Annotated in this window: 20 protein-coding genes; 14 read left to right on the top strand and 6 right to left on the bottom strand. The window is 70.9% G+C overall.

All coding sequences use genetic code 11. From position 1 onward, the window contains the following. On the top strand, positions 1 to 708 hold a 708-nt coding region (locus IE108_RS33145), incomplete at its 5' end, for a methylmalonyl-CoA mutase family protein (protein ID WP_229852652.1). Positions 709 to 727: 19 nt separating this feature from the next. Continuing rightward, positions 728 to 1144 (top strand): coenzyme B12-dependent isobutyryl CoA mutase small subunit, encoded by a 417-nt coding sequence (gene icmB, locus IE108_RS33140; protein ID WP_064732292.1) that lies wholly within the window; start codon positions 728 to 730, stop codon positions 1142 to 1144. 11 nt (positions 1145 to 1155) lie between these two features. Here icmB and IE108_RS33135 read toward each other — a convergent pair whose 3' ends face one another. Next, on the bottom strand, positions 1156 to 3795 hold the full coding sequence (locus tag IE108_RS33135; RefSeq protein WP_079163910.1) for a DEAD/DEAH box helicase: 2640 nt from the start codon (positions 3793 to 3795) through the stop codon (positions 1156 to 1158). Positions 3796 to 3921: 126 nt separating this feature from the next. Between IE108_RS33135 and IE108_RS33130 the strand changes: the two genes are divergently transcribed. The 3 genes from IE108_RS33130 to IE108_RS33120 all read left to right on the top strand — a co-directional run bounded on the left by IE108_RS33130 (position 3922) and on the right by IE108_RS33120 (position 6075). After that, positions 3922 to 4935, top strand: coding sequence for a YihY/virulence factor BrkB family protein (locus IE108_RS33130; protein WP_064732293.1), 1014 nt, complete (start codon positions 3922 to 3924; stop codon positions 4933 to 4935). 41 nt (positions 4936 to 4976) lie between these two features. Continuing rightward, positions 4977 to 5360 (top strand): hypothetical protein, encoded by a 384-nt coding sequence (locus tag IE108_RS33125; RefSeq protein ID WP_064732294.1) that lies wholly within the window; start codon positions 4977 to 4979, stop codon positions 5358 to 5360. 199 nt (positions 5361 to 5559) lie between these two features. Further along, a complete protein-coding gene (locus IE108_RS33120; RefSeq protein ID WP_308433829.1) occupies positions 5560 to 6075 on the top strand; it encodes an FAD-dependent monooxygenase in 516 nt (171 codons plus the stop codon). On the opposite strand, the gene IE108_RS33115 is transcribed toward IE108_RS33120, so the two are convergent. Beyond that, positions 6014 to 6484 carry a hemerythrin domain-containing protein gene (locus IE108_RS33115; protein ID WP_064732296.1) on the bottom strand — a complete coding sequence of 157 codons (471 nt, stop codon included), beginning with the start codon at positions 6482 to 6484 and terminating at the stop codon, positions 6014 to 6016. The two genes, IE108_RS33120 and IE108_RS33115, sit on opposite strands and share 62 nt — an antisense overlap. A gap of 245 nt (positions 6485 to 6729) precedes the next feature. Here IE108_RS33115 and IE108_RS33110 point away from each other — a divergent pair, with 245 nt between their 5' ends. Together IE108_RS33110 and IE108_RS33105 are read left to right on the top strand one after the other, a co-directional pair. Beyond that, on the top strand, positions 6730 to 7749 hold the full coding sequence (locus IE108_RS33110) for an urea transporter (RefSeq protein WP_229852649.1): 1020 nt from the start codon (positions 6730 to 6732) through the stop codon (positions 7747 to 7749). Positions 7750 to 7855: 106 nt separating this feature from the next. Next, complete coding sequence (locus IE108_RS33105) at positions 7856 to 9391, top strand: WD40 repeat domain-containing protein (protein WP_229852655.1); 1536 nt, start codon at positions 7856 to 7858, stop codon at positions 9389 to 9391. 151 nt (positions 9392 to 9542) lie between these two features. Here IE108_RS33105 and IE108_RS33100 read toward each other — a convergent pair whose 3' ends face one another. Next, complete coding sequence (locus IE108_RS33100) at positions 9543 to 10166, bottom strand: hypothetical protein (protein WP_064732297.1); 624 nt, start codon at positions 10164 to 10166, stop codon at positions 9543 to 9545. A gap of 545 nt (positions 10167 to 10711) precedes the next feature. On the opposite strand from IE108_RS33100, the gene IE108_RS33095 reads away from it, so the two are divergent. The 3 genes from IE108_RS33095 to IE108_RS33085 all read left to right on the top strand — a co-directional run bounded on the left by IE108_RS33095 (position 10712) and on the right by IE108_RS33085 (position 12568). Further along, the gene (locus IE108_RS33095; protein ID WP_229852647.1) at positions 10712 to 11176 is read left to right on the top strand and encodes a peptidoglycan-binding domain-containing protein; all 465 of its coding nucleotides are present in this window, start codon (positions 10712 to 10714) and stop codon (positions 11174 to 11176) included. Between the two features lie 325 nt (positions 11177 to 11501). Further along, positions 11502 to 12161 (top strand): hydrolase, encoded by a 660-nt coding sequence (locus IE108_RS33090; protein ID WP_064732299.1) that lies wholly within the window; start codon positions 11502 to 11504, stop codon positions 12159 to 12161. Between the two features lie 2 nt (positions 12162 to 12163). Next, positions 12164 to 12568: a nuclear transport factor 2 family protein gene (locus tag IE108_RS33085; RefSeq protein ID WP_229852645.1), complete on the top strand. Its 405-nt coding sequence runs from the start codon at positions 12164 to 12166 to the stop codon at positions 12566 to 12568. A gap of 107 nt (positions 12569 to 12675) precedes the next feature. Here IE108_RS33085 and IE108_RS33080 read toward each other — a convergent pair whose 3' ends face one another. Beyond that, on the bottom strand, positions 12676 to 13143 hold the full coding sequence (locus IE108_RS33080; RefSeq protein ID WP_064732300.1) for a MarR family winged helix-turn-helix transcriptional regulator: 468 nt from the start codon (positions 13141 to 13143) through the stop codon (positions 12676 to 12678). 195 nt (positions 13144 to 13338) lie between these two features. Between IE108_RS33080 and IE108_RS33075 the strand changes: the two genes are divergently transcribed. Beyond that, positions 13339 to 13647, top strand: coding sequence for a GNAT family N-acetyltransferase (locus IE108_RS33075; RefSeq protein ID WP_064732301.1), 309 nt, complete (start codon positions 13339 to 13341; stop codon positions 13645 to 13647). An 83-nt stretch (positions 13648 to 13730) separates the two neighbouring features. Beyond that, positions 13731 to 14684 (top strand): DUF5996 family protein, encoded by a 954-nt coding sequence (locus IE108_RS33070; protein WP_064732302.1) that lies wholly within the window; start codon positions 13731 to 13733, stop codon positions 14682 to 14684. A gap of 51 nt (positions 14685 to 14735) precedes the next feature. On the opposite strand, the gene IE108_RS33065 is transcribed toward IE108_RS33070, so the two are convergent. After that, positions 14736 to 15686 (bottom strand): AraC family transcriptional regulator, encoded by a 951-nt coding sequence (locus tag IE108_RS33065; RefSeq protein ID WP_064732303.1) that lies wholly within the window; start codon positions 15684 to 15686, stop codon positions 14736 to 14738. A gap of 122 nt (positions 15687 to 15808) precedes the next feature. On the opposite strand from IE108_RS33065, the gene IE108_RS33060 reads away from it, so the two are divergent. Then, positions 15809 to 16561 carry an SDR family NAD(P)-dependent oxidoreductase gene (locus IE108_RS33060; RefSeq protein ID WP_064732304.1) on the top strand — a complete coding sequence of 251 codons (753 nt, stop codon included), beginning with the start codon at positions 15809 to 15811 and terminating at the stop codon, positions 16559 to 16561. 203 nt (positions 16562 to 16764) lie between these two features. On the opposite strand, the gene IE108_RS33055 is transcribed toward IE108_RS33060, so the two are convergent. After that, positions 16765 to 17223: a carboxymuconolactone decarboxylase family protein gene (locus IE108_RS33055; protein ID WP_064732305.1), complete on the bottom strand. Its 459-nt coding sequence runs from the start codon at positions 17221 to 17223 to the stop codon at positions 16765 to 16767. Between the two features lie 87 nt (positions 17224 to 17310). On the opposite strand from IE108_RS33055, the gene IE108_RS33050 reads away from it, so the two are divergent. Next, positions 17311 to 18186, top strand: a complete 876-nt coding sequence (locus tag IE108_RS33050; RefSeq protein WP_064732306.1) for a sigma-70 family RNA polymerase sigma factor — start codon at positions 17311 to 17313, stop codon at positions 18184 to 18186. Positions 18187 to 18241: the final 55 nt, after the last annotated feature.

Here is an 18241-nt window from a genome sequence, read left to right as displayed (position 1 = left end):
ATGCTGCGTTTCCACACGCAGACGGCGGGGGTGCAGCTGACCGCGCAGCAGCCCGAGGTCAACCTGGTGCGGGTGGCGGTGCAGGGTCTGGGGGCGGTGCTGGGCGGGACGCAGTCGCTGCACACCAACTCCTTCGACGAGGCCATCGCGCTGCCCACCGACAAGTCGGCCCGCCTGGCGCTGCGCACGCAGCAGGTGCTGGCCTACGAGACGGACGTGACCGCGACCGTCGACCCGTTCGCCGGCTCCTACGTGGTCGAGAAGCTCACCGACGACCTGGAGACCGAGATCAACACCCTCCTCGGCAGGATCGAGGACCTGGGCGGTGCGGTCGCCGCGATCGAGCACGGCTTCCAGAAGGACGAGATCGAGCGCAGCGCTTACCGCATCACCCAGGAGACCGACTCCGGTGAACGCGTCGTCGTCGGCGTCAACCGCTTCCAGCTCGACGAGGAGGAGCCCTACGAGCCCCTGCGGGTCGACCCGGCCATCGAGGCCCAGCAGGCCGAACGCCTCGCCCGGCTCCGTGCCGAGCGCGACCAGGTGGCGGTGGACACCGCGCTGGTGGCGCTGAGGAAGGCCGCCGAGGGCGAGGACAACGTCCTCTACCCGATGAAGGACGCCCTGCGCGCCCGCGCCACCGTCGGCGAGGTCTGCAACACGCTCCGCGAAGTGTGGGGCACCCACATCCCCACAGACGCCTACTGAGCCGAGGAGCCCGGACACCATGTCCTCCACCAGCAACGCCCCACTCCGCGTCGTCGTCGCCAAGCCGGGCCTGGACGGCCACGACCGCGGCGCCAAGGTGATCGCCCGAGCCCTCCGGGACACCGGCGTCGAGGTCGTCTACACCGGCCTCCACCAGGCGCCGCGCCAGATCGTCGACACGGCCGTCCAGGAGGACGCCGACGCCATCGGCCTCTCCGTGCTCTCCGGCGCCCACATGACGCTCTTCGCCGAAGTGCTGCGGCTGCTGCGCGAGGCGGACGCCGCGGACATCACCGTGTTCGGCGGCGGCATCATCCCGCACGAGGACGTCCAGTCCCTGCTCGACCTGGGCGTGGCCGCCCTGTTCACCCCCGGCACCACCACCCGGGAGGTCACCGACTGGGTCCACGCCAACGTCACCCGGACCTCCGCCTGACCCGCTCCCCGCTACGCCCAGGCGATGCCCAGCTCCCGCAGTGCGGTGCGCTGGTCGGTGGTGAGTCCGTCGCGTCTGGTCTTGGTGTTGGAGAGCCACACGCCGAGCTTGAGCTGGTGCTCCTCGCCGTCGACGACGACGCGTTCGACGTGTCCCCTCGGCACCGCCTTCTGGACGCCCTCGCGCTGGATCCACTGGGCGAGGGCCGTCAGACCGCGCTGGAAGGCGGGCGCCTTCCCGGACGCCCTTCCGGAGCCCCCGGCCGGAGGTGCGGGCCGCTCGGCGGGTGTGACGCCCAGCGCGGTCAGCCGCTGCCGCTGCTCCTCGGACAGCTCCGCCCAGCCGTGGCGCTGCCTGCGAAGCCACTTGCCGAGGTCGTCGCCCTCGTGGAGGACGCCGGGAGCGATGTCGGGCAGGACGCCCTCGGGTTCGTCGGCGGCGAGGCCGGCGAGCACGCGGTGGTGGCGTTGCCAGTCCAGGGGCCAGGGGCAGTTCCAGTCGGGGTCGATCAGGTCGAGCTGCGCGGCGCGGGCCGCGGCACGGTCCGGGTTCTTCCCGAGGCCGTTCACGCGGCGGAGGTTGGCCATGTGCTCCCCGACCGGGACCAGTTCACTGTCGGCGTCGCCCCATACGGCGTCGCGTCTGGGGGCGAGGTGGCCGTGCGCCCTGCGGTACGAGCGCAGCACCGCGAGTTTGGTCTCCCACGCCTCGTCGCCCGGTTCCCACACCATCCCGGCCTCGTCGAGGAGTTCCCTGCGGTGGTCGTCGAGTTCACCGGCGCGGCGGGTGCGCCGCTGCTGGTGGACCCACCGCCCCAGGGGGAACGCCTTGGTGGCGCCGGCCTCGGTCTCGGTGTCGTACGGCACCGCGTACAGGCCGGTGACGTGGTTGCTCCTGCGCCAGTGCAGCAGGGCCTGGTAGCCCTCCAGCCAGACCAGGGACTCGGGCCGGTAGACCCGGGTGCGCAGGAACGCGGCGATGGTGGCGGCGTCCCGGGGCGAGGAGAAGTGCAGCAGCGCGGACCGCGCGGCGCCGGCGGTGTCGTCGTGCTCCCGCCCCTCGGCCGCTCCGCCTTCGGTGCCGACGATCCGCCCGTCCTCGTCCCGCCGCACGTGCACCTGCCGCTGCCCGCTGCTCAGCGCCCGGTTGGCGAGCTGCTCGACGAGGTGCTCCGAGTGCGAGCGCAGGCCCTGGAGTACGGCCACGAGGGGTGCGTACGAGGCGGAGGCGACCATGTCGGTCGGGTCCTCACCGGGCTGGAGGAAGACGGGGACGATGATCCTCGCGGTCTTGGCCGTGCCGTCGGGGTTCGGGCGCAGGGCCCGGCCGATGTTCTGGACGATCTCGACCTGGGAGCCGCGGGTGTCGGCGAAGCAGACCGCCTCCACGCCGCGCTCGCCGACGATGTCGACGCCCTCGCCCAGGACCCGCACGCTGGCCAGGAAGGCCCGGTGCACGCGGGTGTCGCCGGCATCGACGCCGTCTGCGAACTGGCGCAGGACCTCCCGGCGTTCGGCGACGAGGTGATCACCGCACAGCCATGCCGACCAGACACGGTCCGGGGGCACGTGGCGGCCGGTCTCCAGCTCGTAGAACTCCGCCCCGATCGACGACTCCGGCAGCCGTTCCGCCTCGGCCAGAACCTCGTGGGAGACCTCGGCCGCGTACAGCTCGGCGGCCGTCCGCGGCATCCGCTCCGCGAACGCCATCGCCTCGTCCACCCGCTGGTGGAAGGTCATGACCGTGCGCAGGTTCCGCGCTGCGGCGTGCTCCAGGAGCGCCGTCTGCAGCAGGGCGAGGCGCCGGCCCCGCTGGGCCTCCTCCGGCTCCCCGAGGACGGGGGAGGGGTCGTGGATCTCCAGCACGTCGATCTCGAACCCGGCGAGGATGCCGCGTTCGATGGCCTCGGACAGTGCGAGTTCGTAGATCCACTCGCCGTACGGGCCGTCCGGGTCGGACGCCATGGTGGCGATCGCCGGCTCGCGCTCCTCCCGGCCGCGCCGCGGGCGGGGCGGGGCGAGGACGCGGGGGGTGGCGGTGAGGTAGAGCCGGAAGTCCGCCGGGATGCGGGTGTTGTCGTGGACGGCCGCCCACGGCCGCCCGAGATCACCGGCGGTCGCGTGCGCTTCGTCGACGACGGCGAGGTCGAACGGGGCCATGGACTGTCCGTACAGCCGCTCCCCGCCCGCCAGCGCGGCCTCCAGCGGCCCGCGGACCTTCGCCAGGCCGGTGACGTCCTCGGGGTCCTCCCGGTCCACGAGCGAGGCGTACGTCGCGAACACCACCACCGGCCCCTCGCCCGCCCACAGGGCCAGCTGGATCGGGTGGGTGGTCGTCCGTACGCCCAGCCGCTCCAGGACCTCGTCCTTCTCCAGCGAGCACACCGCGACCATCGGCCCCGTGTGGCCGACCCTCCGCCAGGCCTGGGCGGTCTGCACGAGCAGGTCGAGGGTGGGGACCATGACGAGGATCCGCCCGCCCCGGAAGCACTCCAGCGCCGCCCGCGCGGCCGTGATCGTCTTTCCGGACCCGGTCGCCGAGACCACCGTCGCCCGCAGCCCCCGTGCGGACGCGGGGACCCGCACGGGAAACCCCGCCCACGCGCGGATCCGCGAGACGGCGTCGGCCTGGTGCTCCCTGAGACTGATCACGAGGCACGAAACCGCTGGTCAACGTAGGTCGCCATGAGGGGCATCATACCTACGGGCGGATGCTGCGGACCCTGCGCACGGGCACGCCGACCGCATGGAAACGTCCCGGCGGAGCACATCTCCAGCATGGGAACAGTGGTGCACGTACCGCAGACGAGGGACATGATCGGCGACGAGCTGTCCGGAGACGAGGCGTGGACCGCGCTGCGCCGCTACGGAAGCCGCCGGCTGGTGGCCGACGCGTTCCTGCGCTTCCGGTACGCCGACGGATTCAGCTTCGCACGGGCCCTCGCGTTCCAGCTGGTCATCGGGATGGTGCCGCTCGCCATCGCCCTGGTCGGGGTCTCCGCGGCCACCCACACGGAAAGCGTCGGGCGACTGATCGAACTGACCTTGAGCGACATCGTTCCACCCGCCAGCGCCGACCTCGTGAGCGACGGACTGCGGACGACCCGCGCGCACGCCGGTGCCGACGCGGCGGGCACCGTGGCCATGTGGACGGGCCTCGGTTTCGCCCTGCTGAACCTCGCGTCGGCCATGGGGCAGATCGAGCGGGGGTGCAACCGCATCTACGGGATCGAACGCGACCGCCCGTTCCTGGAGAAGTACGGCCGTAGCCTGCTGTTGGCGGTCGGTGCGGGCGGGCCGCTGGTGCTCGGCTTCCTCGTGACGGTGGCCGGCGGGCCGGTGGGTAGCGCGGTGACCGAGGTGTTCGGCCTGCCCGGGGCGTGGCTCGGCTGGTGGAACTGGGGGAAGGTCCCGCTGGGCGTGGCGCTCGCCTGCATGGCATCGGCCGTCATCCTGCGCTGGGCGCCCCGGCGCGACCAACCCGGCTACACCTGGCTGGTGTTCGGGTCCGCGGTCCAGCTCGTCCTGTGGATCGCGGCGACCTGGCTGCTGGCCCTCTACGTGGGGCACAGCGGCTCCTTCGGTTCGCTGTACGGACCGCTGACCGCCCTGATGGCCCTGTTCCTCTGGGCCAACCTGGCCGGCGTCGCCCTCTTCCTGGGCGTGGCCTTCGCGGCCCAACTGGAGGCCACTCGCGCGGGCATCACCACCCCCGTGCACCCGGACCCCGGCTCCGACCCCCGGCTGCCCGGTCAACGGGGCGGGGCGGAGGAGGAGTCGCGGCAGCACTAGGGCCTGTCCGGCGGATCTTCGATCGGTAAGGTCAGAGCCCTATGAAGGCCCTGATCGTGCTGTCCGCTGCGTTCGCCGTTCTCTTCTTGCCGACGTCCCTGGTTTGGCTGCTGGGGCGGCGAGCAAAGAGCCCTACCTGGATGCTGATCGTGTTCATACTGGCCGGGTGGGCGACGGTCTTCGCGGGCTGGTTCCTCTCGCAGCGTGCGCAGCCGAGCCTGTTTCCCGAAACGTCCCCCTGCCACGGCATCAGTGCCACCCCGGTCTCGCAGTACTTCCCGCCCGACTCGTTCTGCCGCCACGCCGACGGAGAGTTGCGGACAGTCAACGGGCCGGACTCCAGGTTCGTGTTCTGGGCCGCCGCCGGCACCACATTGGCGATGCCGATCACCGCCGTCCTGGCGCGGCGCCGGCAACAAGCCTGATCACGCTGGCCTCGCCACAGGCGCCCCGGACTCGACCGCGGCCCGGGAATCGCCGGACAGGTCCTGGGCCGTGCCCCTTCGGTCCCGGGCCGGCTCCGTGTGCGTCGGCGACGGCGCGCACCTTGTCGTGCTCGGCCCGAACGGGGCCGGCTTCGCGGCCTTGGCCGGCGATGGCGAAGAAGTGTACGAACGCGATGCCGTGCGCCGCGCATTCGTGGAGCATCGGTTCGCCGACGGGCATGTCGAGACCGAGAGCGTGCTGCTGGACCGGCTGCGTCACTACCGCGTGGTGGCCACCGTGGACGACGCCCCCGCGACCCCGGACCCCGCGTTCGTCCAGCGCCTGCTCGACGAACGCGCCCCCGGCCAGGCCGAGGTCACCGGGTCGACCTGGTCGTCACGGTTCCGCGTGCACCACCGCGTCGCCGACCGCTACCGCAACGGCAGGCTGCTCCTGGCCGGCGACGCCGCCCATGTCCACAGCCCCGCGGGCGGCCAGGGAATGAACACCGGCATCCAGGACGGCCACGCCCTGGGACACGCGATCGCCGCCGGACGCCTCGACGACTACGAGGCACAGCGCCGCCCCGTCGCCCGACGCGTGGTCGCCTTCACCCACCGAATGACCCGCGTGGCCACCGCCCGGTCCCGGGTCATATCGGACCCAGCACCTCGCCCGGCACGGCCGTCAGCTCCAGGGTCTCGAGCACGGTGAGCAACTGCCGCTCCTCGTAGCGGAAATGGCTCTCCATGATCGCGGCGATGCCTTCGAGGTGCTGGTCGAGCTCTTCGGGCGGAGCGGTCCGGTCGACCGCGGCCTGGAGGCCGCCCAGCAGATGGGCGATCATCGAGTGGTCCTGCTCCAGCGCGCGCAGCACCGGGCGCAGTTCGGGGTGCGCGGCCGCGATGGCCGGGAAGAGGGTGCGGTCCTCGCCCCGGTGGTGGCCGTCGAGAGCGGCACAGAATCCGTGGCAGTACAGCAGCAGTTCACGGGTGGCCGCCTCACCGGGTGTGCCGTCGGCGAGAGCCGCGCGGGTCACGGCCATCGCGTCCCGCAGCCGGTGGTGGACGTTACGCAGTTCTTGGCTCCAGGCAACCAGCCTGGTCGTCTCGCGCTCAGTCACGCGAGGACGAAGGGTGCGACGAGAACATCGTCGGCCTCCTTCGGTACGGCGCCTCCATGCCTGACACGGTCTGTCACCGGCACGCGACGCTTGTCATACCGTAGCGCACCCGTCGCCTCGTCAACACCGGTTTCCCGAGGAGCCCGTCGGCCCGACGAGTGCCCGCTCCCATGAACGACCGCCCCGCATCCGATATCGTATTGCGGAAATCAAATATCGTTTTATGGAAGTATCGGGGGCGGGTCGTGGAACGGTCGGTACGGGCCCGGTGGGCGTGGCGTCCGGCACACGCGCCGGACGTCTTCACCCGCGTACTGCGCGCTCTGGGACAGGTGGTGTTCCAGGCGAATCCGTGGACGGGCGGCATCCTCGTCGTCGCCCTGGGCACGGCCGACTGGCGCTACGCCGCCTACGCGGTGGGCGGCGCCGCCCTGGGCGCCGTTACCGCCCGCGGTCTCGGTGTGCCGAGCGACCGGCGGGAGGCGGGCCCCGAGAGCTTCAACTCCGCCCTGCTCGCCCTCTGTCTCGCCGTCCTCCTAGACCCGGGCCGCCCGGCGACCGCACTGCTCGCCGCCGCGGGCTGCCTCGTGGTCACCGTCGGCACGGCGGCGGCGGTGCGTCTGCTGAGCGTCTGGAACCTCCCGCCGCTGACCCTGCCGTACTGCCTGGTGGCGGTCTCCGTGACCGTCGCCGCCCCGGCCTTCCGGCGGGTCTGGCCGCACGACGGCAGTCTCGCCGCGCTGCCCGGCGCGGCCTCCGGGCGCAGCGCCCTGCGCGCGGGCGACGTGGCGCGGGCCTTCCTCCACAACGTCTCCCAGATCCTCTTCCTCGAACTGTGGCACGTAGGGGCCCTGTTGCTCGCGGCTGTCTTCCTGGCCGGCAGGACGGCCGGGCTCGTCGCCTGCGCGGGCAGCCTCACGGGCATCGCGACGGCGTGGGCGCTCGGGGCTCCGGCCGAGCGGATCGCGGACGGCACCCTCGGGTACAACGCCGTCCTGGTCGCGCTCGCGCTGTGCGGGGCGTTCCTGCCGGCAACACCGGTCACGCTGCCGTACGCCTTGCTCGGCGCCGCCGCCTCGACGGCTCTGACCCCGGCCGTCGCCGCGCTGCTCGCACCATCCGGCGGACACGTCTTCACGTGGCCGTTCGTCCTGACGACGCTCGGCTTCCTGGCCGCCGCACGCTCCTTCCCGCGGCTGACCGCCACGGAGCCGGGCGCACGCGCGGTGCGGCCGGGGCGCGCGTCATCTGTGAGACAGCGGTGACAATTGCTGATTTGTCTTGGATCATTGACGACGTTTCGTGTCTGAACGCGTGCCATGCGTGCACGGTGGCGCGCCGACATCAGGGGTGGGATCACGGGTGGGATCAGTGTTGGGCAACACGTTGGGAAGAGGCGGCGGGCTGACGGCCGTACTGCTCGCCGGTGCGCTGGCCGGGACGGTGCTGACGGCGGCTCCCGGTACCGCGTTAGCGGCCCCGGGCGCCGCCGACCCGGGCGGCGTCACGACGGCCGTGGTGCCCTCGGGGCCGGGCACGGAACTGCCGGCCGCGTCGTTCACGCAGATGGCGGTGGACGAGGCGAGCCGGCGCGTGTGGCTGGCCGGTGACCGCGCCTACCCGGACGGATCCCGGGACGGGGAACTGGTCGGCATCCTCTACGGAGGCGCCGGGCGGGCCACCGCGAGCGCCCATCTGGCGGCCCCGTTGTCCGGCGTCGCGGTGGAACCGGACGGCTCGAAGGTCTACGCCGGGCAGTCGGACCACATCGCGACCTTCCAGCACGACCGGGGGTCACTGGACCCGCTCGACCCGATCGCGGCGCCGGCCGACGACTGCGGGCGGGAGCTGGTGCACACCGGCGGGCGGCTGTTCTTCACCAGCCGGCCCTCGGTGTCACCCGGGGGCTGCGCCGACGGGCTGGGCAGCGTCGGCGTCGCCGCGCGAGCGGAGGGCGGCGGCGCCGGAGAGGTCTTCTACTCGGGCGCCCCGCTCCATCTCGAGGGCGGGCCCGGTGGCCTGCTGGTCATCGCTCCTGAGCGTCCCACCCCGCTCGACGACCCCGACCTGGGCATCTACCGGGTGACGGACGGGGCGGACGGCCAACCGCTGGAGTTCCTCGGCGAACGCCGGTTCACCGAGGACGGCACCGGCCCGGGCATGGACTTCCGGGACGCCGACTTCTCCGCGGACGGCTCCGTCCTGGCGGTGGCCGACGCGGGCCGCGGCACCGTACTGCTCGGCGGCCAGGACGCCCGCTTCCTCGAGAACCCCTACACGCCGCTGCCCCAGGGCGTGGCGCCCACGGCCGTCGCCTTCAGCCCCGACGGCAAGTGGTTCGCCCAGGGCGGCGCGGCCTCGGGCGACGAGGCCGACCTGACCTTGGCGTTCGCGGATGCGTCGATCGAGCGGCAGCCGCTGCGCATCAGCTTCGAGGACGAGGCCGCCGGCCACCGCGTGGTCCCGCGCGGCATGGAGTTCTCCGGGGACGGCGAGCAGCTCTTCGTCGTGACCTCCGACCACGAGGGCACCAGGTTCTGGCTGCACACCATCCAGACGCGGGAGGCCCTGGCCGCGTCGCGCATCGTGGACGTGACGCACGGCCCGGCCGTCGCCGGGGAGCCGTTCAGGGGGACCGGACGACTCGACCTGGACGGACTGGCCCCCACCGGGACGCCGCGGATCACGGTGCAGCGTCTGAACGGCGCGGAGTTCTCCGACCTCCCGCCGCTCCCGGTCGCCGAGGACGGGACGTTCGTCCTGGAGGACGTACTGCCGGGTGAGGCCGGCAACGTCCAGTACGTGCTCGGCTACGCGGGTGACGAGGTGCACTACCGCGCGGAGTACTGGCTCGTGGTGGACACGGTCGAGGCGCCGAGCCCGGTGGCCCGCGGCGGCCGCCGGTAGTAGAGCGACGCCGGGGATCCTCCCTCTCCGGCGGACGGCCCGGACAGAAGTCCGTGGTCTCCGCCCGGTCCCTCCCACATGCGTGGGGAAGGCCGTCCTCCCGACCCCCGTGGCGGGAGGACGGCCCGGTCCTCACCCGATGGCCGCCCGCTCAGTACAACTTGGCGACGGCGGTGCTCGTGGTCTTCTTGAAGCCGGCCACCGGAGCGTCCCCGAAGTCGCCCAGCTGCGCCCACTGCACGACGGTGACGGTCCTGCCGTCCCGCCCGACCGACAGCAGGGCGATGTCGGTGGCCCCCCAGGACGTCTCGGTGTGCAGGCCGCGGACGCGGGCGCCCTCCTCGACCGGCAGCGTGCCGTAGTCGCGGCCCTCGGCCTCGACGTCGGGCGAGCCCTCCTCCAGGCGGTCGGCGCAGGTGCGGATCAGGTCGTCGTAGTGCTTGGCCAGCGCCTTGGCGTGGGCGGCCGTGTCCGCGACGACGGTCATCTGCACGGCGTTCGTGTCCAGGTCGGTGCGGAACGTGCGGTGCCGGTAGCCGTACGAGGGCACGCCCTCCGTGTGCACACACAGGTCGAGTTCGACCGGGAAGCCCTCGGTGACCGGCCCGGCGGTCCAGGACGACGTCGGGTGCGGCGGCAGCTGCGACGCCGACAGGAACTTGGGCGTGGCGGCCTGCGGCGCCGCGCCGGCGGCGGGTGCCGTGAGGACGGTGCCGACCGCGAGTGCGGCGACGGTGAGTGCGGTGACGGTGCCCGCTCGGCTGCGCATGGACATGGGAGTCCCCCCGTGGATGAATGCGTGGACGTTGACGCCGCGGTAGGACCGGCCGGTCCGGGCCTGGTCGGCGCGACACCCAGAGCATCGGCGCAAACGACACCCGTGCGCAACAGCCGACGCCCGATGGGGCACGGTGGAACCATCCCACCCCATCTGACGTGCGGTTTCGTGGGTGCCTGGGATACCTCTCGCTGAGGTCATCGACGCCGGCCCGCCGCCCCAGGGGGCGCGACCGGTCGAGGCGCCCGGTATGCCGGAATCCGGGCAGTGCCCTCGCACGCGGTCGTCCCGCCGTATGGACGCGGTGGGCGGTGTCCGCGCAGTTCAGACCGTGGGACGTCCCGGGACGAAGTCACTTCTGGGCCGGCTCTGGCCGGACGTCATGCAGGCCTCGCAGTCTTACCGCGGAGTCGGCCGGAACGCCGTGCAGTTCGCCGGCCCCACCTGTGAGGAGCGCGCGGTGCGTGCCGCTCCTCGAAGTGGTCAACCCCTGCCCCGCCGGTAGCGGCGGGACACCCGAGAGGACAACCATGCGACCTGCTGTGACGAGGACATTCGTCAGCGCTGCCACCATCATCGGAATCGCCGCCGGAACCCTGGCGGGCGGGGCGGTCGGCGCCGCCGCATCCGAGGCCCCCGCCCAGTCCGCGGCGAGCACCCAGAGGGCATCCGTCCTCGCGGTGAACAACCTCGGCCTGAACGTCGCCCGGGCGAAGAACTGGCAGTGCTTTCTGACCCGTTCCGGCTTCGAACCCTGGGAGCACAACGGCCTCCTGGGAACCGACAGCTGGAAGGCCGCGCAGCGCCTGTTCAACGCGCAGGGCTTCCACGGAGGCACCCGCTTGGTCGTCGACGGCGTCGTCGGACCGCGCACGATCAAGGCGCTGCAGCGCTTCCTGAACTCCTACGGCTTCCGTCTCGCCGTCGACGGCATCGTCGGAGACCTGACCACGGCGGCCTTCTGGGAGTTCAACGGCGTCCCCGTCCAGGACCGTCGATGCGTGTAGGACGTCGTTTCCCGTAACTCACGGCGGCGCAAGACGCCCAGGTCGTGAGCCACGACCTGGGCGGTCGTCCGGGAAGGCGAGAGGCCGGCGGGAAGGACGATCCCGCCGGCCGAGTCCGAGGAAGCGGCGGACGAACAAGCGGCTCAGGGACCGGACTGTCGCGCAGGTCCACGCCCCATCCGAGACCCTCCTCCACCGAGCGAAGCGCCGACAGCCGAACCACCCGGAGCAGCGCACAAGTTGACGCATCAACCATGCCGCACCTAGCTTTGGTGACGCGTCAACCAAATGGGGAGGCGCCGCGATCTGCGTGAAGGGGAATCCCGTGAGTGCTCAGAACAAGGCCGGCCTCGGCGCGCTGCTGACGCCCGAGGAGAGCGTGCTCGTTCTCATCGACCACCAGCCGTTCCAGGTCGCCAACCTGCACAGCCATGAACCCACGATGGTCATCAACAACACCGTCGGGCTTGCCAAGGCCGCCAAGGTCTTCGATGTCCCGACGATTCTGACGACCGTCCTGGAGGAGCGCGGGGGCCTCCTCGTCCAGGGGATACAGGACGTGTTCCCGGAGCAGAAGCCGATCAACAGGACCTTCATCAACACCTGGCAGGACGAGCGCGTCGTGGACGCCGTCAGGGCGACCGGACGCAAGAAGCTGATCATCGCCGGCCTCTGGACGGAGATCTGCGTGGCCATGCCGGCGATACAGGCGGCCGGCGAGGGCTTCGAGGTCGTCGTCGTCACCGACGCGTCCGGCGGAGTCTCCAAGGAGGCCCACGACATGGCGGTGCAGCGCATGATCCAGGCGGGCGTGACCCCGATCACCTGGATGGCGGTGCTGGGTGAGTGGCAGCGCGACTGGGCACGCGAGAAGACCGTGCCGGGCGCCGCCGAGATCCAGGCACAGCACGGCGGCGCGAGCGGAGTCGCCTTCGCCTGGGAGACGCAACTCCTGGCCACGCACGCCGGAAACGAGAAGGCCTGATCGTGACGCAGCACAACGTAGAGCGGGAAGAGCGGGAAGACCGGGAAAAGGCCAACGTCGACATCGTGCTCACCGCCATGCGCGAGCTGTTCGCCGACAAGGACCTCACCGCGATAGACCGCTACTGGGCCGAGCCCTACATCCAGCACAGCCCGCGAATGCCCAACGGGCTCGACACCCTGCGCAACATCGTTCCCGACCTGGAAGGCTTCTCCTGGGAGCCGCAACGGACCGCCGCCCAGGGCGACCTGGTCTTCACCCACAGCATCGTCCACGGCTGGGCCCCGAACCCCGTGGCCATCGTCGACATCTTCCGGCTCGACGGCGGGCGCATCGTGGAACACTGGGACGTGGTCCAGGACCTCGTCTCTCCCGCGGAGTCCGTCAGCGGCAATCCGATGGTGTAGGCCGACCGGTGGGCAGCCCGACCCCACCGGCCCGCGGCACGAGCCCGGCGCTCATCGTTCGAAGGCGCCGAACTCAAGGGACCCGCCGAGGCCGCAGCCCCGCCCCGTCAGTCCGGCAGCCTTTCCATGTGGTCCAGCACGCGCTTGGAGAGCCGGCCGAGTGTGCTGAGCTGATGCGGGGTCAGGGCCTCGATGAAGAGGCGGCGGACGTGCTCGACGTGCTGGGGCGCGGCCTCTTCGATCGCCGTGCAGCCGGCGGGTGTGGCCACGATGAACGCTCCGCGTCCGTCGTCGGGGCACTCTTCCCTGGCCACGAGCCCGCGCTTGGCCATCCTGGTGACCTGGTGGGACATCCGGCTCTTCTCCCACTCCACCGACTTGGCCAGATCCAGCAGACGCATCCGCCCGCCGCCCCTTTCGGTGAGGCTGGCGAGCACGATGTAGTCGGACGCCGACATGCCGGAATCGGTCTGGACGCGTCGGGACAGCCGTCCGATCAAGGTCTCCTGCATGCGAATGAAGTTGTCCCAGGCGACCTTCTGTTCAGGGTCGAGCCAGTGTGGCGGTGCGTCCATGCGCCCCAGTCTAACGAAATCGTTGACACCTCATCTACTCCAGCTTGGGCGCCACGTGCCGCCGTCGCCGGAGACGCGCCACCGACATGCAGTTGATGTATCAACTTTACAGGACTAGGCTGATGTCCTGGCTGACGGGATTCCGCTGACCAGAGCAGCAACAACCCACAAGCGACAACCCCACAAGGAGGACGCATGAGCGTCGAAGTGAGCGACGTGCCCGAGGCGAGGCGCTACGAGGCGCGTGTCGACGGAGCGTCCCGAGTGGCGGGTGTCGCGGAGTACATCCGTACGCCGGAACTCATCGCGTTCGTCCACACCGAGGTCGAAGCGGACTACGAGGGCGCCGGCGTCGGCTCCGCCCTCGTCCGCGCGGCCCTTGACGAGGCGCGCGCCGCCCACCTGAGGGTGCTCGCCACCTGCCCGTTCTTCGCGGGCTGGATCGCCCGGCATCCCGAGTACCAGGACCTGCTCTACCAGTCCCGCAGCAAGGTCAGCGACTGAAGCCGAGCTCAGGCAAAGGGGAGGGGGCCAAAGTCATGCACGACCGGCACCTTCGAACAGCGCTGCCAAGGATGTGAGAAGCGATGACCCCACCCGCGACGAACTGGCCGAGCCTCCGGGTATCGGACTGGACCGCCACCCGAGACACCCTGCACATGTGGACGCAGATCGTGGGCAAGATCCGGATGGCCCACGCGCCCCTGATCAACCACTGGTGGCAGGTGACCTTGTACGTCAGCGCACGCGGGCTGACGACATCGGCCATCCCCTACCGCGCCGGTGCCTTCGAGATCGAGTTCGACTTCGTCGGCCACCGGCTCGAAGTCCGCAGCAGTGATGGCGGAACGCGAAACTTCCCGCTCCGCCCCATGCCGGTCGCCGAGTTCTACACCCGGATGCTGCACGCGCTCGACGAGCTCGGGATCGAGGCCCCCATCACCCCGCACCCGAACGAGGTCGAGCCCGCGATCCCCTTCGCCGAAGACCACGACCACCATTCCTACGACCAGGAGGCCGCCGCCCTGTTCTGGCGGCAGTTGCTCCAGGCCAACCGGGTGATGGGCGAGTTCCGGTCGCACTTCGTCGGCAAGGTCAGCCCGGTGCACTTCTTCTGGGGAGCCATGGACCTCGCCTGCACCCGCTTCTCCGGACGGTCGGCCCCGCCGCATCCCGGCGGCGCGCCCAACTGCGGGGACTGGGTCATGGTCGAGGGCTACTCCCGGGAACTCTCCAGCTGCGGGTTCTGGCCCGGCGGGGGAGAGGAGGGTGCCTTCTACGCCTACGCCTACCCCGAACCCGACGGCTTCGCCGAGTACCCGGTAGGGCCCGATAGCGCCTACTTCAGCAGCGAGTTCAAGCAGTTCCTGCTGCCCTACGAGGCCGTCCGCACCGCGCCCGACCCGGATCGCGCCGTCAGCGAGTTCCTGCACAGCACCTATGAGGCCGCCGCAGTACGCGGACACTGGGACCGCGCCTCGCTCGAGGACGACCCGTTCCGGTGGGACGGGACTTCGTCGCCTCGCGGGGCCTCGAAGTAGCCCCGGACGGCAAACCGCCCGGACCGAAGCCGGCTCTGCGGGACGCCTCCCTCAGCCCCCGCTCACGGCCGAACTCAGCTGCCGCCGTGCCTGGTTGCGGAACTGGGCGGGTGATGAGCCGACCACACGGCGGAACGCGGTGCTGAACGCGCTCTCGGACTGGTAGCCCGTGGCCCGGGCGAGTTCGGAGATCGACATGGTGTCGCGGGTGAGGGCATCGCGGGCGAGGTTCATGCGCCATCGGATGAGGTACTCCAGCGGCGGGACGCCGACGTGGCTCTTGAAGACACGGGCGAACGCGGAACGGGACATGTGGCTGATATCCGCGAGCTCTTTGAGGCTCCAGGAGTGGGCCACGTCCGCGTGCACGGCCCGAAGGGCGGCACCGATGCCGTCCTCGTTGAGGGCGCTCAACCAGCCGGCCGGACGGTCTGTCCGGCCGGCGTGAGCACGCAGCATGTGCACGAGCAGGATCTGCGCGAGATGGTTCTGGACGAGCGGCCCGCCCGCGGCGGCGATCCCGACCTCGGTCGCCAGGTGATCGATCAGCTGCGCGAGCCGCGTCCCGTGAGGATCGGCCGCGCGGACGATCACGAGCGGCGGCAGGAGATCGGTCAGCAGGGCCGCGTTCTCCTCGTCGAAGCCGATGTGCCCGACACACAGGTAGAGGTCCTCCTCGGACTCCGGGCCGATCCGCACCAACCCGTCCTCGGCGCCCGCCCACACCGGTGCCGCGGGACGCGGCCTCGCGTCGAGCGAGCCGGCCAGGACGTAGGGCGGCGGATTGCCCAGCATGAAGGTGTCGCCCTCCCGCAGGAGCACCGGCTCGTGCCCTTCGAGGATCAGCCAGCACGTGCCGCGCACGAGGCCGCCGATCCGTACGTGCAGGAACGTGTCGAAGCGCAGAGCCCAGTCCCCCGTGGCCCTGAGACTGGGCCCGATCACCGTCCGAGGCCGCAGCAGCCCGATCGCGTCGGCGACCGGATCACGAAAACCAAGCACCGCAACCCCTCAGTGGGACGATACGTAAAGAATCGAAGACTCTGCATCATTGATGGTACCCCCGATGTTCCGCAGTATCGAAGCCGAAGCAATCGGCATCGAGAGACTGACGGAGACATCACATGGGACAGCTGGAAGGCAAGACGGCGGTCGTCACCGGGGGCAGCACGGGCATAGGTCTGGCCACCGCCGTGCGGTTGGCGGACGAGGGAGCGTACGTGTTCGTCACCGGCCGGCGCGAAGCGGAACTGGATACCGCCGTCAAGACCATCGGAGCCCACCGGGCCGCAGCGGTCGCCGGCGACATCGCGAAGCCGGCGGACCTGGACCGCCTCTACGCGGCGGTCCAGGCGCGAGGCGCCGGTCTGGACGTACTCGTGGCGAACGCGGCGACCGGCGCGTTCGTGACGCTGGAACAGACCACGGAAGAGCACTTCGACCAGACCTTCGCGGTCAACGTCCGAGGCACGATGCTCACCGTGCGCAAGGCGTTGCCGCTGCTCAACGACGGGGCCTCGGTCGTATTGATCGGCTCGACCGCCGCCGACCGCGGAGTGGCGGCGTTCGGCGCCTACGCGGCGTCGAAGGCCGCCGTCCGCTCCTTCGCACGGACCTGGTCCACCGAGCTCAAGGACCGTGGCATCCGCGTCAACACGGTCTCCCCGGCCTGGATCGAGACCCCGGGAGGCACCGCCGCCTTCGGCGACGAGGAAACCGCCAGGGCCGTCAAGGAGAACGTCGCCGCGACCGTCCCCAAGGGCCGCTTCGGACGCCCGGAGGAGGCAGCCGCAGCCGTGGCCTTCCTGGCCTCCGACCAGAGCAGCTACATCGTGGGCGCCAACCTCTACGTCGACGGAGGCGAAAACCAGACCTGACCCGGACTCGCCCCGCAACAGGAGAACCAGTCCACTTTCCGCGAGCAGCTCGCGCGTCGAGCTCCTGGTCGCCGGTCAGGGTTCGGGTAGTGGGGAATTTGCGACTCGGTGACCGGCTGCGGCCCCGGGGTAAGGAGCTGGGCCCCCGATCTCCCGACGAGCTCAGTCACCACTACGCAGTCAGGGGTAAGAGCCAGCTGGGCTCAGCCCCAGGTCTGGCCGGCCGGTTCCTTGATGGTGCGGTTGATCCTGTTGAAGAAGTTGGTCAGCGCGATCTCCAGGTTGATCGCGCCAATCTGCTCCTCAGTGAAATGGGCGTGCACCTCTTCCCAGATCTCCTCGGTGACACCCTCCGCACCGTCCTGCAGCCGGGTGGCGGCCTCGGCCAGCGCCAGTGCCGCGCGCTCCGCATCGGTGTAGAACGGGGCCTCACGCCACGCCGCTACGTTATGCAGCCGCTCGTCGGTGTTACCGACCTTCTTCCCCCCGGCGACACTGGCGTAGACGCACGCCGAGCAGCTGTTGATCTGGCTGGCGCGCAGGTGGATCAGCGCGAGCAGCTTCGGGTCGACGCCGCCGGCGGCGATCGCCTTCTGCAGGTGCCCGACCGCCTTCCGCACGTCGGGGTTGTTGGTGTTCTTGTTCTTCAGTCGGTTCTGCATGGCAGGGTGCTCTCCTTGGTCGGGGTTACCTTGCGGGGCTGGTGCCCGTCACCCCTATGACGGAGCAGCTTCCAGGGAGGTAACACCATGTCCGGCGCCCATCCCGCCGATCCGATCGCCGAGGCCTTCGAGGCACACCGCGCCCGGCTCACAGCCGTTGCCTACCGAGTGCTCGGCTCGCACGCCGACGCGGACGACGCGGTCCAGGAGGCGTGGCTGCGTCTGTCTCGCCAGGACGCCAACGCCATCGACAATCTCGGCGGCTGGCTGACCACCGTGGTCGGCCGCATCAGCCTCGATCTCCTACGCTCGGGCCGTACGCGCCCGACAGTCCCCCTCGACAACCAGCTGCCCGAATCCACTGTGACGCTCGACGATGGTCCGACTCCGGAAGAGCTTGTGGCACTGGGCGACTCGGTGGGTCTGGCGCTGTTGACGGTCATGGACTCGCTGCGTCCCGACGAGCGCCTGGCGTTCGTGCTGCACGACGTGTTCGCCGTGCCCCACGGGGAGATCGGCACCATCCTCGGCAGGTCCACCGACGCGATCAAGATGCTCACCAGTCGCGCCCGCCGGAAGGTGCAGGCCGTCCGGCACTCGGCAAGCGACCGACAGCAGCAACGCGAGGTGGTCGGGGCGTTCTTGGCTGCGGCCCGCGAGGGCCGGTTCGAGCGGCTGCTGGAAGTTCTCCACCCCGAGGTGGAGTTCACCGTCCACACCCCCGGCGGACGGTTCGTCACGATCGGGGCCACCGAGGTCGCCAGCCGCGCCCGAGTGGCCGGCGGCGCGGCACACGGACATGCGGCGACCGTCAACGGGCGACCCGGCGTCATCGCCTGGAACGAGGAAGGCACCCCGCTGTCCCTGCTCGCCTTCACCGTCGCCGACGGCCGCATCACCGAGATCACCGCCGTGGTCGATCCGGCCGAGCTCGCGCTCATGGACCTGCCCGACCCGGTGTGACTGAGTGAGCATGAAGCTGCGTAGGAGTCTGTCGGCGGATGAGGCCGACACCGGC

Origin of the sequence: Streptomyces parvulus, assembly GCF_014648855.1 — a bacterium.
GTDB lineage: Bacteria > Actinomycetota > Actinomycetes > Streptomycetales > Streptomycetaceae > Streptomyces > Streptomyces parvulus.
Note: the sequence above shows the minus strand (reverse complement) of the source record. Positions and strands in the feature narration are given on the sequence as shown.

What these genes read in the sequence shown, in the direction of transcription:
- IE108_RS33050 (WP_064732306.1), top strand. Translation starts at nt 17,311, where the DNA reads ATGTCCGGCGCCCATCCCGCCGATCCGATCGCCGAGGCCTTCGAGGCA.
- IE108_RS33100 (WP_064732297.1), bottom strand. Translation starts at nt 10,166, where the DNA reads ATGTCCATGCGCAGCCGAGCGGGCACCGTCACCGCACTCACCGTCGCC.
- IE108_RS33070 (WP_064732302.1), top strand. Translation starts at nt 13,731, where the DNA reads ATGACCCCACCCGCGACGAACTGGCCGAGCCTCCGGGTATCGGACTGG.
- IE108_RS33075 (WP_064732301.1), top strand. Translation starts at nt 13,339, where the DNA reads ATGAGCGTCGAAGTGAGCGACGTGCCCGAGGCGAGGCGCTACGAGGCG.
- IE108_RS33055 (WP_064732305.1), bottom strand. Translation starts at nt 17,223, where the DNA reads ATGCAGAACCGACTGAAGAACAAGAACACCAACAACCCCGACGTGCGG.
- IE108_RS33130 (WP_064732293.1), top strand. Translation starts at nt 3,922, where the DNA reads ATGGGAACAGTGGTGCACGTACCGCAGACGAGGGACATGATCGGCGAC.
- IE108_RS33080 (WP_064732300.1), bottom strand. Translation starts at nt 13,143, where the DNA reads ATGGACGCACCGCCACACTGGCTCGACCCTGAACAGAAGGTCGCCTGG.
- icmB (WP_064732292.1), top strand. Translation starts at nt 728, where the DNA reads ATGTCCTCCACCAGCAACGCCCCACTCCGCGTCGTCGTCGCCAAGCCG.
- IE108_RS33060 (WP_064732304.1), top strand. Translation starts at nt 15,809, where the DNA reads ATGGGACAGCTGGAAGGCAAGACGGCGGTCGTCACCGGGGGCAGCACG.
- IE108_RS33125 (WP_064732294.1), top strand. Translation starts at nt 4,977, where the DNA reads ATGAAGGCCCTGATCGTGCTGTCCGCTGCGTTCGCCGTTCTCTTCTTG.